Source organism: Anaerobacillus sp. 1_MG-2023 (assembly GCF_030547345.1).
In the GTDB taxonomy this organism is placed as follows: Bacteria; Bacillota; Bacilli; order Bacillales; family Guptibacillaceae; genus Guptibacillus; species Guptibacillus hwajinpoensis_B.
Map to the genome: position 1 here is coordinate 167,058 of NZ_JAUORD010000009.1, position 22,325 is coordinate 189,382.

Annotated in this window: 19 protein-coding genes; 4 read left to right on the forward strand and 15 right to left on the reverse strand. The window is 42.7% G+C overall.

Annotation, left to right across the window (positions count from 1 at the left end):
* Positions 1-328 precede the first annotated feature (328 nt).
* Positions 329-478, forward strand: coding sequence for a BH0509 family protein (locus Q4550_RS15665; RefSeq protein WP_159785356.1), 150 nt, complete (start codon positions 329-331; stop codon positions 476-478).
* Between the two features lie 139 nt (positions 479-617).
* Here Q4550_RS15665 and murQ (Q4550_RS15670) read toward each other — a convergent pair whose 3' ends face one another.
* From murQ (Q4550_RS15670) to Q4550_RS15730, 13 genes are all read right to left on the reverse strand, one after another.
* Entirely contained in the window at positions 618-1,517 is a 900-nt protein-coding gene (murQ, locus tag Q4550_RS15670; protein ID WP_303534308.1) for an N-acetylmuramic acid 6-phosphate etherase, read from the reverse strand.
* Positions 1,518-1,529: 12 nt separating this feature from the next.
* The gene (locus tag Q4550_RS15675; RefSeq protein WP_303534312.1) at positions 1,530-2,498 is read right to left on the reverse strand and encodes an N-acetylglucosamine kinase; all 969 of its coding nucleotides are present in this window, start codon (positions 2,496-2,498) and stop codon (positions 1,530-1,532) included.
* A complete protein-coding gene (locus Q4550_RS15680; protein ID WP_303534315.1) occupies positions 2,485-3,309 on the reverse strand; it encodes a carbohydrate ABC transporter permease in 825 nt (274 codons plus the stop codon). The genes Q4550_RS15675 and Q4550_RS15680 overlap by 14 nt, the downstream gene beginning before the upstream one ends.
* Before the next feature lie 12 nt (positions 3,310-3,321).
* Complete coding sequence (locus Q4550_RS15685) at positions 3,322-4,272, reverse strand: carbohydrate ABC transporter permease (protein WP_226615407.1); 951 nt, start codon at positions 4,270-4,272, stop codon at positions 3,322-3,324.
* A 15-nt stretch (positions 4,273-4,287) separates the two neighbouring features.
* On the reverse strand, positions 4,288-5,556 hold the full coding sequence (locus tag Q4550_RS15690) for an ABC transporter substrate-binding protein (RefSeq protein ID WP_303534362.1): 1,269 nt from the start codon (positions 5,554-5,556) through the stop codon (positions 4,288-4,290).
* Positions 5,557-5,581: 25 nt separating this feature from the next.
* On the reverse strand, positions 5,582-6,601 hold the full coding sequence (locus tag Q4550_RS15695) for a serine hydrolase domain-containing protein (RefSeq protein WP_303534320.1): 1,020 nt from the start codon (positions 6,599-6,601) through the stop codon (positions 5,582-5,584).
* On the reverse strand, positions 6,594-7,445 hold the full coding sequence (locus Q4550_RS15700; protein ID WP_283153521.1) for a MurR/RpiR family transcriptional regulator: 852 nt from the start codon (positions 7,443-7,445) through the stop codon (positions 6,594-6,596). The genes Q4550_RS15695 and Q4550_RS15700 overlap by 8 nt, the downstream gene beginning before the upstream one ends.
* Positions 7,446-7,517: 72 nt before the next feature.
* Positions 7,518-8,423, reverse strand: a complete 906-nt coding sequence (murQ, locus tag Q4550_RS15705) for an N-acetylmuramic acid 6-phosphate etherase (protein WP_303534325.1) — start codon at positions 8,421-8,423, stop codon at positions 7,518-7,520.
* Between the two features lie 4 nt (positions 8,424-8,427).
* Positions 8,428-9,495 carry a DUF871 domain-containing protein gene (locus tag Q4550_RS15710; protein WP_303534327.1) on the reverse strand — a complete coding sequence of 356 codons (1,068 nt, stop codon included), beginning with the start codon at positions 9,493-9,495 and terminating at the stop codon, positions 8,428-8,430.
* Positions 9,496-9,516: 21 nt separating this feature from the next.
* Positions 9,517-10,917: a PTS transporter subunit EIIC gene (locus Q4550_RS15715; protein WP_303534330.1), complete on the reverse strand. Its 1,401-nt coding sequence runs from the start codon at positions 10,915-10,917 to the stop codon at positions 9,517-9,519.
* A gap of 274 nt (positions 10,918-11,191) precedes the next feature.
* On the reverse strand, positions 11,192-12,454 hold the full coding sequence (locus tag Q4550_RS15720; RefSeq protein WP_303534333.1) for an exo-beta-N-acetylmuramidase NamZ family protein: 1,263 nt from the start codon (positions 12,452-12,454) through the stop codon (positions 11,192-11,194).
* A 60-nt stretch (positions 12,455-12,514) separates the two neighbouring features.
* A complete protein-coding gene (locus Q4550_RS15725; RefSeq protein ID WP_483298566.1) occupies positions 12,515-14,614 on the reverse strand; it encodes a glycoside hydrolase family 3 protein in 2,100 nt (699 codons plus the stop codon).
* A 17-nt stretch (positions 14,615-14,631) separates the two neighbouring features.
* Positions 14,632-16,308: a serine hydrolase domain-containing protein gene (locus Q4550_RS15730; RefSeq protein ID WP_303534336.1), complete on the reverse strand. Its 1,677-nt coding sequence runs from the start codon at positions 16,306-16,308 to the stop codon at positions 14,632-14,634.
* Between the two features lie 457 nt (positions 16,309-16,765).
* On the opposite strand from Q4550_RS15730, the gene Q4550_RS15735 reads away from it, so the two are divergent.
* From Q4550_RS15735 to Q4550_RS15745, 3 genes are all read left to right on the forward strand, one after another.
* On the forward strand, positions 16,766-17,779 hold the full coding sequence (locus Q4550_RS15735) for a tripartite tricarboxylate transporter substrate binding protein (RefSeq protein ID WP_303534340.1): 1,014 nt from the start codon (positions 16,766-16,768) through the stop codon (positions 17,777-17,779).
* A 62-nt stretch (positions 17,780-17,841) separates the two neighbouring features.
* Complete coding sequence (locus tag Q4550_RS15740) at positions 17,842-18,291, forward strand: tripartite tricarboxylate transporter TctB family protein (protein WP_303534342.1); 450 nt, start codon at positions 17,842-17,844, stop codon at positions 18,289-18,291.
* Positions 18,292-18,306: 15 nt separating this feature from the next.
* Positions 18,307-19,824: a tripartite tricarboxylate transporter permease gene (locus Q4550_RS15745; protein WP_371017666.1), complete on the forward strand. Its 1,518-nt coding sequence runs from the start codon at positions 18,307-18,309 to the stop codon at positions 19,822-19,824.
* 57 nt (positions 19,825-19,881) lie between these two features.
* Here Q4550_RS15745 and Q4550_RS15750 read toward each other — a convergent pair whose 3' ends face one another.
* Together Q4550_RS15750 and Q4550_RS15755 are read right to left on the reverse strand one after the other, a co-directional pair.
* Entirely contained in the window at positions 19,882-20,580 is a 699-nt protein-coding gene (locus Q4550_RS15750; RefSeq protein ID WP_303534346.1) for a response regulator, read from the reverse strand.
* Positions 20,573-22,180: an ATP-binding protein gene (locus Q4550_RS15755; RefSeq protein ID WP_303534347.1), complete on the reverse strand. Its 1,608-nt coding sequence runs from the start codon at positions 22,178-22,180 to the stop codon at positions 20,573-20,575. The genes Q4550_RS15750 and Q4550_RS15755 overlap by 8 nt, the downstream gene beginning before the upstream one ends.
* Between the last annotated feature and the right edge of the window lie 145 nt (positions 22,181-22,325).

Here is a 22,325-nt window from a genome sequence, read left to right on the forward strand (position 1 = left end):
GCAAATCTCCTTCTAAATCCATCTCTAATTCTGATTCTAACCATCCCTTCTAAAGTAAAGATCACTTCATCAAGTTTGTTAAAAAGGAGGAAACAACCAAAATACACATTTTTTTCAATTAAAACCAACAAAATAAGAACATACATTCCCTTCATAACTCTTATTCATTGAACTTCCGCTCACTTTCATAGCAATTTCACATCGGTTCCCTGCAATATATCTCATTTTGGTATTTGAATCATCTCATTGTGAGATGTATAATAAAATTAACAAATTGAAAGCGGTTACGAAACAGGGAATGCCGCTTAAAATACAGGGAGGATTTACAATGAGCCAGCAAGCACGAAACCAATTTATTGATCTTTTGTGCGACAAAACGACAATGAACAGAGAAGAAGTTCTGAGAATGTCTGATGCGGAAGTAGAATATTTTCACTGGCTCTACTTTGATGACTCACCAGCGGACTTAATGATGTAATAAATATTTACAGCCCCTGCGGTAACTCCGCAGGGGCTGTTTTAATAGAAAGAATGCGATGTGTCTTTGTTGAGAAAACAGATGTATTTAATAGGGGTCAGGTACGTCACCGGTAACGCACCTGCCCCCTTACCTATCTTCACCCCTCCATCGCAGCCACAAAATCCCCATCCTTCTCCTTAAGCAGTCGCCTTGCTCGATCAGCATCCACTTTTCGCAAAATCATCAGCACCGCTACCCTCGCATCACCTTCTGCCTGTTCACTGTAGCGTGCAGCTTCTTCTTCACTCACTCTCGTTAACTCCCGAATAATTGAAACTGTTCGCTTCCGTAGCTTTTCATTCGATGCTTGAACGTTCACCATTAAATTACGATAGACCTTCCCAAGCTTGATCATCGAGGCTGTCGTAATCATATTTAACACCATCTTCTGTGCTGTTCCTGCTTTTAGTCGAGTTGAACCTGTCACCACTTCGGGACCTACTGGTAATTCAATCGGGTATGTAACCATTTTTGAAAGCGACGCACCTGTATTACACGAAATCCCTGCTGTCACTACACCCATTTTATTCGCTTCTCCGATTGCGCCAAGCACATAAGGGGTTCTTCCGCTTGAAGCAATCCCGATTACCAAATCATGTGCACCAACATGCTTCCTTACATCCTCTGCCCCCGTTTCTCTACTATCTTCCGCCCCCTCGATTGGATACCTGAGCGCTCGGTCTCCTCCAGCAATTACGCCATTCACTAGGTCAGCCGCAACACCAAATGTCGGCGGGCACTCAGAAGCATCTAACACGCCGAGACGCCCGCTCGTACCAGCTCCAAAATAAAAGAGCTTTCCGCCTTTTTTCATCACAGCAACAACTTGATCAACCACTTTCTCAATCTCGGGGAGGGCGGTTTTCACAATTCCGGCTACGCTCCCATCCTCTTCGTTCATCAGCTCGATTATTTCAAGCGTTGAAAATTGGTGCAGATGTTCCGATTTTGCATTACGCATTTCTGTCTTCATCTCATTCACGTCTGTCAACGTCATCTCTCCCCTAGTTTAGCCGTCCATTACGTGATGAGACGACATCAGATTTGCTTTCCGTTCCTCTGTGAGCGGTACACCACAACAAAGTAGCGCACAAATACATGCCCCTACAGCTGGAGATAAGTTAGGATAATACACATCGCTTACCCCTCTTGTTTTCATTTCTTCAAGAAACCCATTTCGAAAGAAGGAGGATTGCATTAACCCTCCGCAAATCACTAATTGACTGCCCCTAATCTCGATGGCACGAACTAATTCACTCAAACTCTCAAAAGCTCTCTGAACGATCTTCAACGCCGTTTGATTTTGTCGCTCTGCAAGCTTGATGACCTTCTCAGCAACAGAAGCGACTTTCATACGCGCATAGGAATCCTCATAAATCGCCGTAATCATTTCAGGCGCACCGTTTACTTGTAAGAAGGAAAGGATGTTACTACAAAAAGCTTCATCCAACATCATTCTTCCATCATGCATCATCGCAACTTTCCGGAGCGCCTTCCGCCCAATATCGTAGCCGCTTCCTTCATCGCCAAACAAATAGCCCCAGCCTCCCACACGACGGGAACCATTTGCATCGATCGAATAGGAAATCGAACCAGTACCGGCAATGAGAACGGTCCCTTCCATCGAAAATGTACCGCTTGCAAGTGCACCGTAAGCATCGTTCTTAACTTTGAGAATCCCTTCAAAACTCGGAAGCCTCTCTCTCAGCCATCTTTCCCAGCGCTTCTGATCCTCTTCTCGATCACCACCCGCTGTTGAAACAAAGATTCCTGCAAGCTTTCCATCTTTTAACCCCGACGTTAATTCCATAATCACGTGATGAATGGCAGATCGCACCTCTTGTTCTGCACGAGATTTTAGATTTGTCGAACCAGCCGTACTTTTAGCTAAAATCACTCCGTTTTGATTGCACAATAATCCCAGAGTTTTCGTTCCTCCGCCGTCTATGCCAATGTAGAATCGCTTATTTGATTGCACCTTGAGTAAGTCCTTCCATAAATTGTTTTGATGCGATGAAGAAGAGGACAATCATCGGAAGTGACGCAAGGGTCAGACCGGCAAAAAGGGCTCCCCAATCTGCAGAGTATTCGCCAAATAAGGAAAGCATGCCCACTGGGATTGTCTTTTTCATGTCATCGGTAATAAAAATAAGTGGGAAGAAAAAATCGTTCCAGGCCTGGATAAATTGGATGATCATCACAGTTCCAAGCGCCGGTCGCATCAGTGGTAGCACAACACTCCATAAAATACGAAGGTTTCCCGCTCCATCAATACGGGCCGCTTCTTCTAGTTCACGAGGCATTGTTCGGAAGAATCCTGTCAAAATCAAAATCGACAGTGGAATTCCCGTGGCAATATACATAAAGATCAGTGACCAGAGCGAGTTTAGTAAGTTGAGATCTTTCATTAAAATAAACAGCGGCACGATGCCTAGTTTGATCGGAAGCATCATTCCCATCAGAAAGAAAAAGAAGATGATGTTATTCCATACAAACGTGAAGCGTGCGATATAGAAGGCGGCAAGTGACGAGGTAATCAAAATTAATAGAACAGAAACAACGCTCACAAACACGCTATTCATGAAATACGTTGTAAACGGTATGATCTCTAGTAAGTTCCGATACGTATCAAGCGTGAACGTCTTCGGGAATGAGAGTGGACTTGTGAAAATCTCCGCGCTTGTTTTAAAGGAAGAAAGGATCATTAATAGAATCGGATAGATGCTAATGGATGCGATGAGAAAAGCAAATACATAGTAAAACGGTCTCGTCCAAATCGTATGGTTCATAGTATCGCCTCCTTACATGTCCACTTGTTTTTTCTGCATATAGCGTAAATAGAGTGCGGTAAAGAATGAGATAAAGAGAAAGAGCACAACCGCAAGTGCTGATCCTAATCCGACTGCCGTTGTCGATCCTCCTGCAGAACCTCCGAATGCGAGACGATAAAAGTAAATCGCAAGCGTATCAGTAGAATGGTAAGGTTCTCCCTGCGATCCCTGCATCGCGTAGACGAGTTCAAACGCTTCAAATGACTGAATAAATGTGAGGACCGTCATAATCATGAACGAAGGAACCATTAACGGAAGCACGATTTTACGTATCATCGACAAACCATCTGCGCCATCAAGCTTACCTGCTTCGAACAGTTCCTTCGGGATCGACTGAAGACCGGCAAGAAAAATAAGGACACCGAACCCAATACCATACCAGCAGTTAACGAGAATAATAGAAATCAAAGCTGTATCTGGATCACCAAGCCACGCTTTTTGAAACTGTTCCAAACCGAGCTTTTCAAGTATCACATTCAGTGCACCGTAGTTTGGATTTAGAATCAGCTTCCAGAGAAAACCGACAACGATGACGGATAGAAGTCGCGGCAGGAAATAAGCAATTTTAAGAAATTCCGATCCCTTCACTTTTTTATAAATAATATAGGCAAGTACAAAAGCAAGGCCGTTCTGGAAAATCATCTGTAGTACAAAATAAAGAATGTTATGGCCAAACGCACCCCAAAATAGTCCCGAAAAAGGCTCCAGCGTAAACAGATCTTTAAAATTTTTCAGCCCAACGAACTCCCCACGTACAATTCCTTTCCAATCAAAAAAGCTGTAGGTTAAGGCGGCAAACAAAGGATAAACGATGAAAAGCCCATATATAATCAGGGCAGGAATCGGGAAAAGGTGGATGGTCCACCTTTTCCAGTTCCTTTCTTTTTTGATTTTCACGATTGAATTTGTAGCTAGTTTCATATTTTCCGCCCCTTATTACTGTAGTGGCTCATACCAGGACTGTGCGCTTTCTTGAATAGTCTTTGCTACTTCCTCTCGTGTACGTTCACCAAGATACATCCCCTGAAGCTCTGTTTCGATCGTCGCTTTTGTGGAAGGATTTCCACCAGCGAAATGAACGAGCATCATGTACGGTGTTGACTGTTCTTCTGCTGCTTTTCCAAGCGCATTGACAAGTTCATCTTCCGACTCAATACCAGGGATTGCGCTGATCATTTTAAATTCTTCTGTGAACATCGTGCCAAACTCTTCTGTTGTCATAAACTGAAGAAATTTCTTCGCGGCATCTTTATGCTCCGAGCTTGCATTGATTGCATACGATCCATCTACCCAAGTTGTAATCGTAGGTTCTTTTCCTACAGCAGACGGCATCGGGAAGAAGCCAAGTTCAAGATCAGGATTCATTTCACGTAGCACTTCAATTTCCCAGCTTCCAAGTGGGAACATCGCTGCATCACCTGTAAAGAACATCGTACGAATATCTTCCATTCCAAGACCTTCGTAATTTTCAGGGAAAAATTCTTTCAGTTCATCCATTGCGTCAATCGAACTTTGAAATTCATCACTTGTAAAATCCGTCTCACCAGCTGTGATTTGATCAACAAATTCATTACCACCATAGTGAGCTGGACCAATAATTCCATGCGATAATGATAAGAGCCACCCTTCCTTTGTTCCAAGAGCGATCGGTGTAGTACCTTCCTTCATTATTTTTTCATTTAGCGTCATGAACTCTTCCCATGTTTGCGGTTCTTCAAGACCCATTTCTTCAAACATTTTCTTGTTGTAGAACATTTGCGTCGTGCTCATATTTAGCGGCACACCGTACTGCTTATCATCAGATCCTTTCGAAGCGGCAAGGGTTTCCTCTGGATATTGATCTAGTCCTTCCAGATCATCCAGCGGCTCAAGATATCCAGCATCCGCAAGCTCGATGCCCGGTGTATAAGGGCGAAGGTGAATGATATCAGGACCTTCCCCACTTTGAAGGGCCGTATTTAAGATCGTGTTATACTCCGTATTCTTTGAAGACTTGAATTCCACGTTAATGTCCGGATTTTCTTCATTAAAAGCATCAATCATTTTTTGATAGCTTGCTTTGTCTTCTGTTCTCCAGCTTCCGATCGTTATCGTAACGCTATCTTCACTTGCTTCAGAGTCTCCCGAATTCCCACCACTTTCTGAGCTACACGCAGATAGAACAAGAATCAACGCTAGAAAACCAGAAAAAGTAAACGCTTTCATTTTATCCAAAATATTTCCCCCTCATTTAATTAGTAAAAGAGTCATGAATCAAAGAATGAAGATGAAGTCTAATCTGTCTCATGTTGTGGTTTCTTCCGTAATGCACGATATTCGTTAAAAAAGTGACGATCAGCTCTTCTTTAGGATCAATCCATAAACTAGTACCAGTAAACCCTGTGTGGCCGAAGCTTCCTTCTGACCACCTCCTTCCACATGATAATGCCTTTCCTTCTCCGTCCCAAACCTCAAAGCCAAGCCCACGATTTTGTATCACATGCTTTCTAGCATTCCTAATCGTCTCCGGTGACAGCACCTGCTGCATTTCTGGATACAAGAAATATCGACCGAATTTTCCGACATCTTGAGCTGTAGAAAATACACCTGCACTTCCGCTTGCTCCGCCGAGGTGGAGCGCTTTCTCGTCATGCACCTCCCCCTGAACGTAATGATCGTTATGCCATTCTGTTGAAGCGATTTCTCGGTGTTGCGGAGGATTGAACATCGTTTTCGTTAACCCCCATGGCTTGAAGAGTTTAGTATTCGTGCAGGTAGGTAAATCCACGCCGCTCACACGCTCTATTACTTCTCCAAGTAAAATCATGCCTAGATCACTATACTGCACAACGCTCCCTGGTTGATGGATAAGATCTGCGTTGACAACTTCTTGCAAAATCAACCGATTATCGACTCGTTGAACAGGCGGATTAATGTCTGCAGGTAAGCCTGTTGTATGTGTAAGTGCTTGGTGAATCGTGATATCTGAATGGTTCAATTCTGGGATGTAGGTTTGAATGGTGTGATTTAATTCAACTGACGTGTTGTCGATCAGCCATAAGATAGAAGGAAGGGTTGCCACCACTTTTGTTAGGGAGGCTATATCAAAAAGCGTTGTGGTATTCATGGTGTGAGATTGTTGTATCCTGTCTTGAAAACGACCGTAAGCTTGATGAAAAACAGTGCTCCCTTTATGTTGAACATGAAGAACAGCGCCAGGGAGCTCCTTTTCGTCAATTAATGTTTTTAAGTAAGTATCAAAGTCATACATGCTTCTTCACAACCTCAACTGCTTTTCGCGTTCGCTCAAGTGCAGCAACGCTCTCATCGTAGTTTCGACTGGTCATGCCAACATACAAAATATCAATGACGTTCAGTTGAGAAATACGTGAGCTCATCGCACCACTTCGAATGCTCTTTTCAAGAGAGCTTGTGAAAAGCTTAATATCAGCGAGGTCAGAAACTGGATTTGTACCGTATTTGGTTAAGGTAATCACAGTGGCACCATTGTCTTTTGCGATTTTCAGAGATTCAATAATGTCTCTTGTTTGGCCAGAATAAGAAATGCCGAAAACGACGTCAGCTTCTCCGAGGTTTGCGCTAATCGTCCCTTGTGTATCATAATCGACTGCAGCTTCACACCAGCGATTAATACGAGAAAGTTTTTGTTTGAAATCCTGGGCAATTAATCCTGATGCTCCAATACCATATAGCGCAATTTTCCTCGCACGACTTAAAACAGTGATTGCTTTCTCTACTTCCTCTTTTGATAGAACAGAAATTGTATCATTAATCGATTGAATATTATTGTTTGATACATTTTCAATAAACGAATCCACCGTCCCATCAATCGATATTTCTTGATAAGATTTGCTCGTCTGCTTCGTTGCAAGATCACCCGCGATTCGAAGCTTCAATTCTTGAAACCCTTTGTAGTTCAACGTTCGAGCAAGGCGGATAATTGTCGCTTCACTCACTTCTGTTCGTTTGGAGAGTTTCTGAATGGAAAGGTTGATTACTTCTTCCGGATAATGAATGATGTATTCCGCTACTTTTCGTTCTGAAGGTTTTAATGAAGTGATTGATTCCTGAATACTGATCAGGCCTCCGTTCATTCCTAGCCCACCTTTACCTGAATAGATTTTCAATCATTTCATTTTAGCATATCTTATTTAGCGATTCTTACCTTAGCTTGTCACAAAAGCAGATTCAATCGCTTTTCGCAAATGCCCATCATACCTTTCTAATGTCGAATGAACGATTTCTCCTTTTAATCCTGTTAGTAACGAAAGAATCGCTCCTTTCGTTGATCCGTATTCTTCAAGAGCTTTCTCCGCCTCCTCAGCAGATACACCTGAAATTTCTGCAACAATGTTCTTACCACGCTGCACGAGTTTACTATTTGTTGGTACAACATCAACCATCAAATTGCTATAAACTTTTCCAATTTTAATCATCGAAGCTGTCGTTAGCATATTTAATACAAGCTTCTGGGCTGTCCCCGCTTTCATCCGCGTCGATCCAGTGACAACTTCTGGTCCAACATTCGCAACGATGCTGTGGTGAGCCACTTCTTCCATCTTTGTATTTTTACTACACGTAACCGCCCCAACCGTTGCACCAATTTCTTTGGCATAAGCCATTGCAGCTACCGTATAAGGTGTGCGTCCACTAGCTGCAATCCCTACGATCACGTCTTCCTTCGTAAGCGACAGCTCTTTCATGTCTAAGACAGCCTGCTCTTCATCATCCTCAGCACCTTCAAGCGCATATTGAAGAGCTTTATCGCCACCCGCGATCACACCAATCACTTGATCTGACGGCGTTCCGAACGTTGGAGGGCATTCAGAGGCATCAAGTACGCCAAGTCTCCCACTTGTCCCTGCCCCAACATAAATTAAGCGACCATTATGTTGAAAGCCATCTACAATTCGATCAACAAGACGTTCAATAACTGGTAGGGTTTCTTTAATAGCGTCTGGTATAACATGATCTTCCTCGTTTATGATGGTAAGAACTTCATATGTTGTCATTTGATCAATGTTCAATGTGTTATGATTTCTACGCTCGGTCTGGATGTTATTTAAATTCATTGTGTTAATTCCTTTCATGAGTAGCATCAATTTTCAAAAGTAATTCAAACGGTTGAGATGCCCCAATGTAATTTAATAGAGGCAAATCTTCTCTAATCACATTTCCAATAACATTCACACGATCATCCTCCGGAAGATCGTGCTTTACAAGCTGAATTTCACCAGCATAGCGGCCATAGTTCATATTATCAATCGTGATGGCGCCGCGTTTTCTTTTTAATGAAGGTATTGGTTCAGGACGATGTTGTAACTGTCTCGACTCTACTGAACGGATCACATCCCGCGCTGGATCCGGACGGTTCTTATGTTTTCCCTTCACATGAAAACTATCAAACTGATCATCCACTTTCGAAACCTCAAGCGGAATCACTCCTTTTGCAAGGAGTGAAAGCTTTTCTAATTGGTTATCACTGACTGAAATATCTCCTATCAGAACTTTATCAACTTGATAATGATAAAGTAGCTCAGCACAGGCCATATGAGGAGACATAGAACGATGTTTCTCAAGCGTTGGAAGGCCAGAGTAAATCGGTCCTCGAAGGTTTTGATCTCCTGGAATAAATGCCATTGTTTGAATGCCATATTCTCTAAATAAGCGATTTCGTTCTGAAAAAAAATCAACGTCTAATCCAGTTTCTGGTCTTGGATAGTAATTATGCCAGGCCTCGAGGTTCGAAACGTTTGCACCCATTTGAAGCCACGTCTCAATTTCCTCTCTCGAAACAGTACTAGCATTCAAGCCCACTCTCATCAACTGAGATAAAGAAACAATTAGATCATCAGTATAACCATAGTCCGGACGAACGCCATTCACTCCCCAGTCCAATAACTCTTCATAATGTTGAATATTTAAATGGGTAATGGATTCTGGCGAAATATCTGCAACAAGCTCCATCTCAAATTTCCTTGCTAATTGCCCAAGCTCTTTCAAACGAGTTTGATAGAGCGAATGATCATCCTCAGGAATATGGAGGGATGTAAAGATAGCATCGAATCCAATTGATTTAGCTCTTTCTAAGCGTTGCTCAACATCTCCTCCATCACTTCCAAGATAAACAGATATTCCAAGCATGATATCTGACCCTCCATTTTCTTATGCAGCTGTGTTCGTTGAAGCCCCTTTATCAATCGCAACGGTCATTTCTTCTTTAAACCCGAAGAGATATGTGAAGACAAAACCAAAGAAATAAGCAACAACGAGAGAAATAATATAATATAAAATTTGATTCGAATTCACGAGGAAGATCAGCGGTAAGCCAGATACTCCGATCGCAATTGTCGCCACTTTAAAGAATGCGGCAAACGCGCCTCCAATAGCTGCGCCAAGACATGCCGTAATAAATGGACGACCAAGTGGTAGCGTCACACCGAAAATCAGTGGTTCTCCGATCCCTAAAATGCCGACTGGCAAGCCAGCTTTGATCACTTTTCTTAGTTTCTTATTTTTCGTTTTGAAATAAATCGCGAAGGCTGCCCCTACTTGACCAGCGCCTCCCATGGCAAGGATCGGAAGCAATGGATCATCACCAATCGTGTTGATTAATTCCATGTGAACAGGCGTAAGCCCTTGATGAAGACCTGTAACAACTAGAGGAAGGAACGTTCCTGCTAGAATCAATCCGGAGAAAATACCTCCTGCGTCAATCAATCCTAGTAGTCCTTTTGTGATAAGATCTGATACAAATCCACCAATTGGCTGTAGGACAATTAATGTCGCGAATCCCGTAATCAAAACAGAGATCGTTGGCGTCACGATAATATCAAGAGACGATGGAACAAAACGACGCACGCGGCGCTCGGTCCATGCCATGAAAAACGCTGCAAGCATGACGCCTACTAAGCCGCCCCGACCAGGTACAAGCTGTTCACCAAAAAGCGTAATATCAGCAAGTGCTGGGTTAATGATTAAAATACCAGCGATACCGCCGAGTGCAGGGGTTCCACCAAATTCCTTGGCTGCGTTTATCCCAACGAAAATGCCAAGGTAGCTAAACAAGCCCCAACCAATAAAGTTTAGAATAGAAACAAGTGACGTTTCCGGATCAACACCTGATCGAATCACAATATTCGTTATTCCAGCAATTAACCCTGACGCAACGATAGCTGGAATAAGTGGAATGAATATACTAGCTATTTTTCGTAAAAATAACTTAAATGGCGTTGCATTCTTTTGCTTAAGATCTGATTTTGTTTGATCTGCGAGTCCTTCAAAAATGTTCTCATCATCTTCCAAATCCTCCGCATCAACACCACTCAGCTTTGAAACTTCTTCTGCTACCTTTGTCACAATGCCAGGACCTAAAATAATTTGGATTGTTTCAGCTTCCACAACGCCAAGCACGCCGTCAATTTCTTTCAATCGATCAAGATCTACTTTTGTTTCATCAATCGGTGTTACCCTGAGCCTTGTCATACAACTTGTTAACGAGTTAATGTTCGATGGTCCACCTAAATGTGGTAGAATCTCCCCTGCTAAGCGTTCTTCTTTTCTCACAAGCTTTCCCCATTTCTTCTTATGATTTCGTGATGTATTCCGTTTCCTCATATTGATGGAGCCTCTGGCTATGTAATAATTGCCTACTAATGCGCCCTAATCAACCCTGTTTATTTCGTTCGTGATCCCCCCTTCTTTATATCTGTTCATCGAATTGAATTTTCTAATAATTTCAGTTTAACAAGTTTTATTTAATAATGTAAGTGTTTTTGTGAAGTTTTATTACATAAAATAAAAAAAGCACTCGACGCTATGCGAGTGCTTAACAATCTATCTAGTATAGTAAATAGTCTTCTCTTACTTCTTTAAAATCTTTTAAATCATCTTCCCACTGCTTCTCCATCTTTTTCACGCTGTCTCCATTTTCAATGCCTTCTCGAATCCATCCGTTTCCAACGAGAAGGTCAAAGAATGAGACGCCTGCGCTATTTTCTGCGCGAAACTCAAAGTCTTCAGGATAGAGATCGTGAATGGTTTTCACGAGACTTAATCCTGTTTTGACTGGCTTGAACGCTTCTTTATCAGTCACATGAATTTGAACGCCATGTGTTAACTCTCCCGCATGCTTCGAAAACGAAGGAGTAAAGGAAGCTGCCCTAAAATCAACGCCTGGAAGTTTCAATTCGTTCAGTTCACTGGCAAGTTCTGTTGCGTTAATAAATGGTGCACCGATTAATTCAAATGGCTTTGTGGTGCCTCGACCTTCGGATACATTTGTTCCTTCGATCAAGGCAGCTCCAGGATAAGCGAGCGCTGTATCGAGCGTTGGCATATTAGGCGAGGGCAATACCCATTCAAGTGGCGTATCATCGTAATACATATCCCTCTTCCACTTATCCATTTCGATGACTGTTAAATCAGCACCGATTTCAAATTCTTCATTGAAAAGTGAAGCGAGCTCACCTACTGTCATGCCATGACGAAGTGGAATTTCATATTTTCCGACGAACGAAGCGTATTCATCATCAAGAACGGGACCTTCCACCGCTTCCCCACCGAGAGGGTTAGGACGATCAAGCACGATAAATTCAATGTCATTCTCGCTGGCAGCTTCCATAGCATAGGCCATCGTATAAATGTACGTATAGAAACGCGTGCCTACATCCTGAATATCGAAAAGTAGAACATCAATGCCTTCTAGCATTTCTGGCGTCGGCTTTTTAGTAGATCCATAGAGACTGTAAACGGGTAGACCCGTTTCTTCATCCGTATAATACTCGACATATTCTCCTGCCTGTGCGCTTCCACGCACGCCATGTTCCGGTCCATAAAGTGCCTTTAAATCAACATCGGAATCATTGTGAAGCAAGTCAACAATGCTATTAAGCTCCTGATCTACCCCTGTAGGATTTGTAATCAGGCCAACGCTTTTTCCTTCGATAAGCTCTTTTTGATCTTCGAGTAGAACTTCCACACCAAGCTTGAACTTCTTACGTTTATCATGACCGTGTCCTTTCCCATTGTTATCAGCGAATGCCACAGATAATGATGATAAGACAAGCATCGTAGTTAACACCATCACAAGCCACTTTTTCATGTTTAAAACGCCTCCCCATTTTTTAAGAATCGGGAAGAACGAGTCTTCCCGATCACAATTTTAGTACGTTAACCCATGACCAAAGTTATAAAGCACGCCGCCCGTTTCCCCCGGGATCGTTATTGGTAGCTTACCTGACGGTGCATTTTCACCAAAAATGGTAGCTGCTGTTGCTTCAAAGCTAGCTGTTCTAAAACCATACTGAGCAATGTAACTGTCAACATTCGGATAAGCCATAATGTCATATGGATTACGGATCCCAATCGCAATCACATCCGCATCCGTTTCACTCATAATCGTATCAACCATCATCATCTGTGGATGCTCAGGCGAACGCGTACTCACACTGTACGTATACGTGCCAATGATGATTTGATCAGCAGACGCAAGAGTTTCACGCTGTTCGTCTGTTAGTGTGTAGCTTGCATCTACTTCAATAACCGTCGTATTGTCATGCACTGCTCTTACCGCGTTACCGAGTGATTCAACAAAACTTCCTCCGATAACGACAACGTGATCATCACTATTCCCGTCAAGAGGAAGGACATTGTCATTCTTTACAAGCGTAATGGATTTATCCGCCGCTTCTTTCTCAACGGCTTTATGCTCGTCTGACCCTACTGTCTCGAGCGCTTCTTGAATTTGTTCATTTACGTCACTCGGTTTCTCCGACTTGATGATTCCGCGATTCACTTTTAATGTTAGAATTCGTTTCACTGATGCTTCGATCCGTTCTTCAGATATGTCACCTGATTCAACTGCTCCATATAATCCTTCTGCCACTTCTTGAAGTCCAACTGGCATCAGGACGATATCGGTTCCTGCTTTCACTGCGCGAACCGCTGCGTCAACAGATCCGAAGTGATCCTGGATGGCACCCATGTTCATGGCATCCGTTGTAATGACGCCTTCATACCCCATCTCATCACGCATTAATTCTGTTAAAACTTTGTGCGAGAGTGTGGCCGGAAGAGAAATTTCTGTACCATCTTTTTTGGAAATCACTTTCGTATCGTCGATTTTAGGGAACGTCACGTGCGCTGTCATAATCGCGTCAATCCCCGCTTCCATTGCCTTCTGAAATGGATAAAGTTCGACTTCCATGAGACGTTCTTTATCATAAGGCACTTCTGGAAGACCTAGATGTGAATCAACTGCTGTGTCTCCGTGTCCTGGAAAGTGCTTAGCCGTTGCTGCAACGCCAGTTTCCTGAAGTCCTTTTGTATACGCAATACCAAGGTCCGCAACAAGCTCTGGATCTTCTCCAAATGAACGAACACCAATAACAGGATTATCCGGATTGTTGTTCACGTCCATATCAGGTGCGAAGTTCATGTTAATACCAAGGGAGGCAAGCTCTTCCCCAATCGCATGTCCAACTTCCTTCGTCAGATCTTTAGAACGCGTAGCACCGAGCGCCATGTTCCCTGGCATATCTGTGCCCGACTGCAGACGCGTTACAATGCCTCCCTCCTGATCAATCGTCATGAGCAGACCGTACTTCTCAGATGCTTCCTGATAATCAGCAACAAGTTTCGTCGTTTGCTCGGTTGTAACCACGTTTTCTCTGAATAAAATCACGCCTCCGAGATGATATTCTTCAATTTGCGCTTCAATTTCCGGAAGCATCTCTGTTACATTTTCACCGTTCCAATTTCGATAGTCCGGCATCAGCATTTGACCGACTTTTTCTTCCATCGTCATACCGTCAATCGCATTTTCGATAATGTCGTATTGCTGCCCTTTCTGTTTAATCAAAGACGGAGCGGATGATTTTTTATTTGATTTATCCACTTTATAATCAAGGGCAATCCGATCTTTGTTCTTACCATCTGAAACCGTAATGAACGTCCGGCCACGCTTACCTGTCAGTGCTACGTTCCCTTCACGATCTACTTTTGCCACCTTTTTATTGGATGACTTCCACTTCAGATTTTGATCTGTTTTCATAAAGTGACCATCATCGTAAATGTGAAGCGCATGCAATGTAATGCTTTTCCCATCAAATTCTGAACTCACTTCCGGAACATTTTCCATTAAAATCAACTCGGGTGAACCTGCTTTTTTTGCGGAAGCTTTCCCCGGTAACATAACTGCCTGTGAAAAGATCATTAACAATGCAAGAAAAGTAACAATCATCCGTTTCTGTCTCGTTCGCATGCTATCCCTCCTGGTTTTTAATATGATCGCTTCATCCATTCATCACTCGTAAGCGTGACTGTTGAGCCATTCACCTTCAAATCATCAACATACCAACCACGTTTGTTCGTAGAGCCATCTGTCTTATATGTGAAGCGAACGTACTTTGTGTTTGCAGGTAGAGCGACTTCTTTCGCCTCCCATTTCTTACTGCTTCCTGTTAGCTGAAGTTCTTCGGTCCATTCATTTCCATTCTCTGAAACCTCTACTGTTCCCATGTCGTAGCCTTCCTCAATTTGGTACCACGTATCAAAAGTAATAATAGATTCTTTGTGCACGTTAACTTTAGCAGTCAGATACTTCGATTCGTTATCTCCATAACCGGCAAACCAGGGATCAGATTTCTTGTTCATCGCAACTGGAATCGCATCCGCTACCTTTCTTGCAAACTTCCGTCTCGTTGGAGAAGTAGATACGGTTTCACGCGTCGGATGAACCCGATTCGTTAATAAGATCGCAATTGTCTGATTCGTTGGACTGACAACGATTGACGTCCCTGTATAACCTGTATGACCGAGCGTTGTGCTTTCAGATAAAGCATCCATGAACCAACCTTGTTGGAGCTCCCAGCCGAGGCCGTGATCGTCACCCGGAAACTCTGGAATCCGATTTTCTGTTAAAAGTTTCACCGTCTCCGGTTGAAGAATACGTGTTCCACCATAGCGTCCTTCCATCAGAAACATATGAGCAAATTTAGCGAGATCCGATGCTGTCGAGAAAACACCTGCATGACCAGCGACTCCGTCCAATGACCAGGCACTCTCATCATGAACTCCCCCCCAGACAAGCCCTCTGTTCGTCCATGGCTGGTATTCCGTAGCCGCAATTCGTTCCTTTAATTCAGCAGGAGGATTGTACATCGTATCCTTCATATCAAGCGGATTGGTGATTTCTTTTTTTACATATTCATCTAGACGCATCCCAGACAATCGTTCAATAAGAGCACCAAGTGTAATCATGTTAAGATCGCTGTATGTATACTCACTCCCCGGCTCTGATTGAAGTGGATAGTTAAAAACATACTCCAGGCGATCTTCTCGATCGCCTTCGATCGTGTAGAGCGGAATCCATGGTTTGAATCCCGATGTATGGGTCATCAGCTGTTCGATGGTAACGCTTTCCTTTCCATTCGCTGCAAATTCCGGAATGTACTTCGCTACGGGATCATCCAGCTTAAATTCCCCATCTTCATAGAGCGTCATTGCCGCCGTTGTTGTGAAAAGTTTGCTAATTGAGGCAAGATCAAAAATGGTTTCCTTACTCATCGGAATTGGGTTTTTCATTTCAGTAAACTCATCATCTGTGTATTGCGCAGCATAACCGTAAGCTTCTTCCTTTACGATATGTCCTCTTCTCGCTACAAACGCAACCGCGCCAGGCATAACCTGTTCATCGATGGCGCCTTCGATCAAATCATCAATCTCATTAAGTGGTTCTTCTCGCATTCCGGCTCCTTTGACTGAACCAGGATGCAGAACAGGCGATGTCGGTCCAGGATTGTCCCACGAAAAAGTTGGATGACTCTTACTTTGACTCATGTTGACCTTCCCCGCTTTCTCAATCGTTGGACCAGGTGCAGCCAAACCAGATCCTGGAGCTAAAAGTGACGTACCAAGCGCGGTGGTCAGAAGCAGTGACAGCGTTTTTCTTTTCATAGTGCCCTCCCCATTGTTAATGAATACAAGTATTAACGAGCTACCTCCTCAATGAAACGAAATAACATTCAGAATATTCTATTCAAATCGTAACCTCTTCCTTTATAGTCGTCTATACCACTTAAGTCATAGATAGAAGAAAAACACCCGGATTTATCTATCTTTATACCCGGGTCATTGGAATGATTTTGAAGTTTTATACCATTTGATGCATTTTATATCTGTAACTTTACTTCAGAACATGAGTGGATACGTTAAATAAACGTTTGTTTAGTAGCGATAGATTGGGGAGTGCCTGTCACTTGCGAACTCATAATCTTTCATGAACTTTATGAACATAATGTACAAAATGAAACAAACCTTTCTTATTTCCCTTTTCTTAATCTAACTAAAATAATCAGGTATATTGTTGGTAGTTAATCTGTAAGCGATTACATTAAGGGGAGAGGTTATCACTATGAGACGAAAAATGAACTTGTTCATGTCCCTTTTGTTGGGGAGCGTTCTTCTATTGAGCGCTTGTGGAAGTAATGAAAGTGCGGGAAATTCTTCAGGCGATAACGGTGAATGGAGTCCTGATAAACCCATCGAAATGATTGCGCCGGCTGGAGCTGGGGGTGGTTGGGATACAACTGCTCGAACAATCTCAAAAGTAATGGAGAAGGAAAATATTATCGATAAACGTATGGCTGTTGCCAATAAACCAGGTGGTGGAGGTGCTGTTGGTTGGTCTTATGTCGATAAGAAAGGTGGCGATCATACACTTTTCATCACATCACCCCCGATTTTATTTGTTCCATTAAACGGACAATCCGAGCTTGGACACAATGATTTCACACCAATTGCGGGTGTAATTGCGGACTATTCAGCTTTTGTTGTACCTGCTAATTCGCCATACGATAGTATGAATGATCTTGTTGATGCACTAAAAGAAGATCCAACCTCTGTGTCAGTTGTGGGAGATTCTTCTCCAGGAAGCATGGATCACATGGCATTCGTTAAAGCCGTAAAAGCCGGTGGTGTTGATATTAAGCAACTGAAATATGTTTCTGCTCAGGATGGTAGCGGAATGAGCATGCTGCTTGGGAATAAAGTCGATGTCTACTCAACAGGTCTCGCAGAAGCAACGGAACAGGCACGTGCTGGTAAAGTGAAAGTTCTTGCTATAACTTCACCTGAGCCACTTGAAGGCGAAACAGTATCCGAATTTCCAACGCTAAAAGAACAGGGGATCGATGACGAATTCATCGTTTGGAGAGGCATTATGGGACCAAAAGATATGTCGACAGAAGCAGCTACATTCTATGAGCAAGCTGTCAAAGACATGATGGAGACGGATGAATGGAAAACACAGCGTGACAATTTTGGATGGAATGATAACTTTATGTCCGGTGAGGAATTTCAAGAATTTCTGGATCAAGAATACGAAACGATGGAAGAATTGATGAACGAAGTTGGTTTAGCAAAATAAGGATAGAGCGAAAGGTCAGTTCACTCTGACCTTTCATATTTATTAAAGGCAGGTGACTCGTCATGCTAGCAAGTGTTGAACGTAAAGTAGCCATTGTTTTATTGCTTATTTCCATTTTATATCTCTTCCTTAGTTTTCAGCTGCCAGCTTTTCCATATGCCATCGTAGATGCCGACGCACTACCGAAAGGACTGGGATTTTTACTCGCAGCGCTCTCGATCTTACTATTCATTCTGAACCCTACTGAAGATCGAAAAAAAAGTGACATTAAAAAAGATGAAGTGCTCATGTTACTGGCCGTTTCTGGCCTTATCTTTGTCTATATTCTCTTATTTGAGCTCCTAGGATTTGTGATTGTCACAATCTTATTCCTACTCGTTACGTCACGTATGCTTGGTTATACAAAATGGAAAACATTGATTGCTGTTTCAATCGGCTTTACGCTTGTCCTTTATTTTTCATTTAACTATTTACTTCAAATCTATTTACCGCAAGGCCTACTTCCCTTTTAGAAAGGAGGAAAGATGATGGACACTATTTCGAATATGTTATATGGCTTTCAGGTTGTCTTAACCTTCCAGAACATCCTTTTTGTTTTTATTGGCGTTCTTGCTGGCACACTAATCGGGATGCTCCCTGGACTGGGTCCTATCTCAGCGATCGCCATTATGATTCCTTTAAGCTATGGCATGGATCCAGCCTCAGCCCTTATTCTTATGGCAGGAGTTTACTATGGTGCCGTCTTCGGAGGATCTACCTCATCCATTTTATTAAATGCACCGGGTATATCAGGAACTGTCGCCACCTCCTTTGACGGTTACCCGCTCGCCAAACAAGGTAAGGCTGGTAAAGCACTCGCTATTGCTGCTATTTCATCTTTCGCTGGTGGTACCGTAAGTGTTGTTGCCCTTATGCTAGTTGCTCCTCTAATGGCTAGCTTTGCCGTCTCATTCGGTCCGACTGAGTATTTCGCCCTCATGTTGCTTGGTTTAACAGCGATTGCAAGCTTGTCCGAAGGCTCAACTGTGAAGGCGTTAATCTCTGCAACGATCGGTTTAATCATTGCTACAATTGGCGTTGACCAGCAAACAGGAACACAGCGTTTTACTTTTGGTAATCCGAACCTTCTTGAAGGAATCGACTTTTTAATCATTGCCCTAGGACTTTTCGCGCTTGCTGAGGTTTGCTCGCTAATCTTGTCCCGAAAATCAAAAATGATGGACGGTAACTCCAATGTTGGCTCATTGAAAATCACGAGGCAAGAAGCAAAAGAAATCTCTGGTCCGATCGCTCGTCATTCTGTGCTCGGATTTATTCTTGGCGTGCTACCAGGCGCTGGTGCAACTATTGCTTCCTTCATGTCCTATATCACAGAGAAGAAAATTTCTAAAGATCCTTCGTCTTTCGGAAAAGGAAATATCAAAGGACTCGCTGCCCCAGAAACATCTAATAACGCCGCAACGAGTGGGGCTTTCGTTCCCCTGTTAACGCTTGGTATCCCAGGCTCTGGCACAACCGCTGTATTGCTTGGTGCCCTCCTCGTTGTCGGTGTACAACCAGGTCCGTTAATGCTGACCGATCATCCGGACGTATTTTGGGGAGTGATTGCTAGTATGTATCTTGGCAACCTTTTCTTGCTAGTTTTAAATCTGCCACTTATTCCGTTTATCGCTCGGATTCTTTACATTCCAAAAGCGCTACTAATCTCACTTGTTATTATCTTCTGTATGATTGGGGTTTATGGAGTGAGCTTCAGCACTTTTGATCTTTATCTCTTACTAGCATTTGGAGTGATGGGTTTTATAATGAGACTTCTTAACTTTCCAGCAGCACCGCTCATTCTCGCCTTTATTCTAGGTGGAATGATGGAACAATCATTTAGACAGGCGCTAACGATATCAAATGGGAGTTATGTGACGTTTTTCGATAGTACAGTAACCGTCGTCCTCCTCATTCTGTCACTTCTTTCTCTTACGCTACCTATTATAAAGAGCAAGCTCAGTAAAAAAACAGCAGAAGAGGAAAAGGAACATTTAGCATCATGAAAAAAGCCGCTTCTAAAGTGAGATCTCCTTATGAGCTTCCACTTGAAGCGGCCCTTTTCACCTTTCATTCTTTACGGAATGATAGCGTCGTTCAGGACGACCCACTGTTCCATATGACAAGTCAGCATCCACCTGTCTAAGTGAAACCATGTATTCCAAATATCTTCTCGCTGTTGTTCTGCTACACCCCATCTCACTTCCGACTTCTTCAGCCGTCATGCCTTGAGGCGTGTGGCATAAAAGTACTTCTGTCAGCTTCGATAACGTTAAGGGATCAATTCCTTTTGGAGCGACTTGAGTCGCGACCGTTTCACGTGTTCCTTGTCTTGTAAATAAATGATCCACTTCCTCCTGGCTAACAACCTTCTGATGATTCATTCTTCCTCTCGTTTGTTTGAATTTTTCTAGAGTTTGCTTAAAGCGATCAAAGATAACCGGTTTAATAATGTAATCAATTGCCCCTCCACGCATTGCTTCCTGAACCGCCTCGATTTCTTTCGCAGCAGTAATCATCATCACATCTGTTTCTTTATAATTTTTACGGATGTGCCAAAGTAAGTGAAGTCCGCTTTCTTCAGGAAAAAAGATATCTAGGAGCACAAGGTCTGGCTCTACTATTTCTAGAAGTTCCTTCCCTTCCGTAATGCTTGAAGCAACTCCTATAACTACATATCCCGGTACATTTTCAGTAAATTTCTGATTGATTCTAGCAATTCGATGATCATCTTCTACAATTAACACTTCAATATCAGACATTCGTTTGTTCCCCCTTAGGAATCACAACTGTGAACGCAGCTCCACCGTAACGACTTGTTGATATGGTGACATACCCTCCAAGATATTCGAGTGCATTTTTCACGAGAGAAAGTCCGATTCCTCGATCTTGCCCCTCTTTATTACTAACTCCTCGCTCAAAAATCTGTTCCAATTCCTCTTCATGCACCCCATTACCGGAGTCTTCTATTTCAAAAATCAAATCTCTTCCAATGTCCGTCATAAATAAATGGACCACTCTTTCTTCATCTTGCTTTTCAAGAACAGCATCCATCGCATTATCAATTAAGTTCCCAACGATCGTTACAATCTTTTCTTGCTCCATCCGCTCAGGAAAGTCACTCATACTACTTTCCTCATCAATTAAAAATTGAATATGAAGCTCATGAGCCCTGTTATACTTCCCTAAAAGCAGAGCTGAAATAATTGGATTTGGCACAGCTTTCACCAAAAGCTGTACAACCTCCTGATAACCAATCGCTTCCTTATGTATTAATTCAATCGCCTCATCGTATGCTCCTAACTGAATTAATCCTAAAATGGTATATAGTTTATTGGCATACTCATGCGTTTGAGAGCGAAGAACTTTCGCATAGCTTTGAACTTGAGAGAGCTCTCGTGATAAAGCCTCAATTTCTGTTTTCCTTCTAAAACTTGAAACAGCTCCTGTAATTTCACCTTTTTGAATGATAGGAATCCGATTCACAATCACATGATTATGACCGATGATGATCTCCTGATCATACTCTGACTCTCCAGATAGTAGCACTTCTGGCATTCTTGTATTTGGGAGAACAGAGACAATGTCTTCTCCTTCTAAATTTTCATCTACCTTTCTATTTAGCATACGATGAGCTTCTTGATTAGCAAGGGTGATCTCTCCCTCCGCATCAACCGCAATAATCCCTTCTCTGATCGTTTGAAGAATCGTATTTCGCTCCAGGAACATGGCCCCAATTTCTGATGGTTCTAGACCAAAAATGGACTTCTTCACATTTTTCGCAATAAAAAAACCACCTGCTAAACCAAGTAACAAAATTGTGCCTATTAAACTCATAACCTTTAATTCAAATTGATCTACTTTCTGTTCAATATCCTCAGTTAAAAAACCAACAGAAACGATACCGATAATTTCACCATCATCAAAAATAGGTGTTTTTCCTCTAAGCGAGGACCCAAGGGATCCTTCTGCTTTAGAAACATATGATTCTCCTTCTACTAAAGCCTGCTGGCTATCGCCACCAACCATATGTTTACCAATGCGATCAAGTAATGGATGAGCTACCCGAATACCATCCTTATCTCCTACTACAATAAATTCCGCTCCTGTTTTAGACCGAAGATCCTCTGTGATTGGCTGAATAGTTTCGGATGGATAATTCGACTTCATCGCATTGATTACGGCCGGCATCATGGCCACTGACTGAGCGACATTAAGCGCCCGTTCTCCCATCTGTTCTTCAACACTTGTCGAATATAAACTGGTAAAAATCAAACCCAGAATAAGCAAAACTGTAAATAATAGTCCCAATATCATTAAAGATAATTTCGTCTGAAGAGAAATTGATTTCAGCCTATGCATACGCTTACACTTCCTGACTGAATTGTCTTACTATTATTCTAACGATGACTGGAGAGTAGCACAAGAGGAGGGAATAGTAGTTCGTGGTGCCTGTCACTCGCGAATTCGCGAGTGACAGGCACCACGAAATCACCCATTGCGCCCG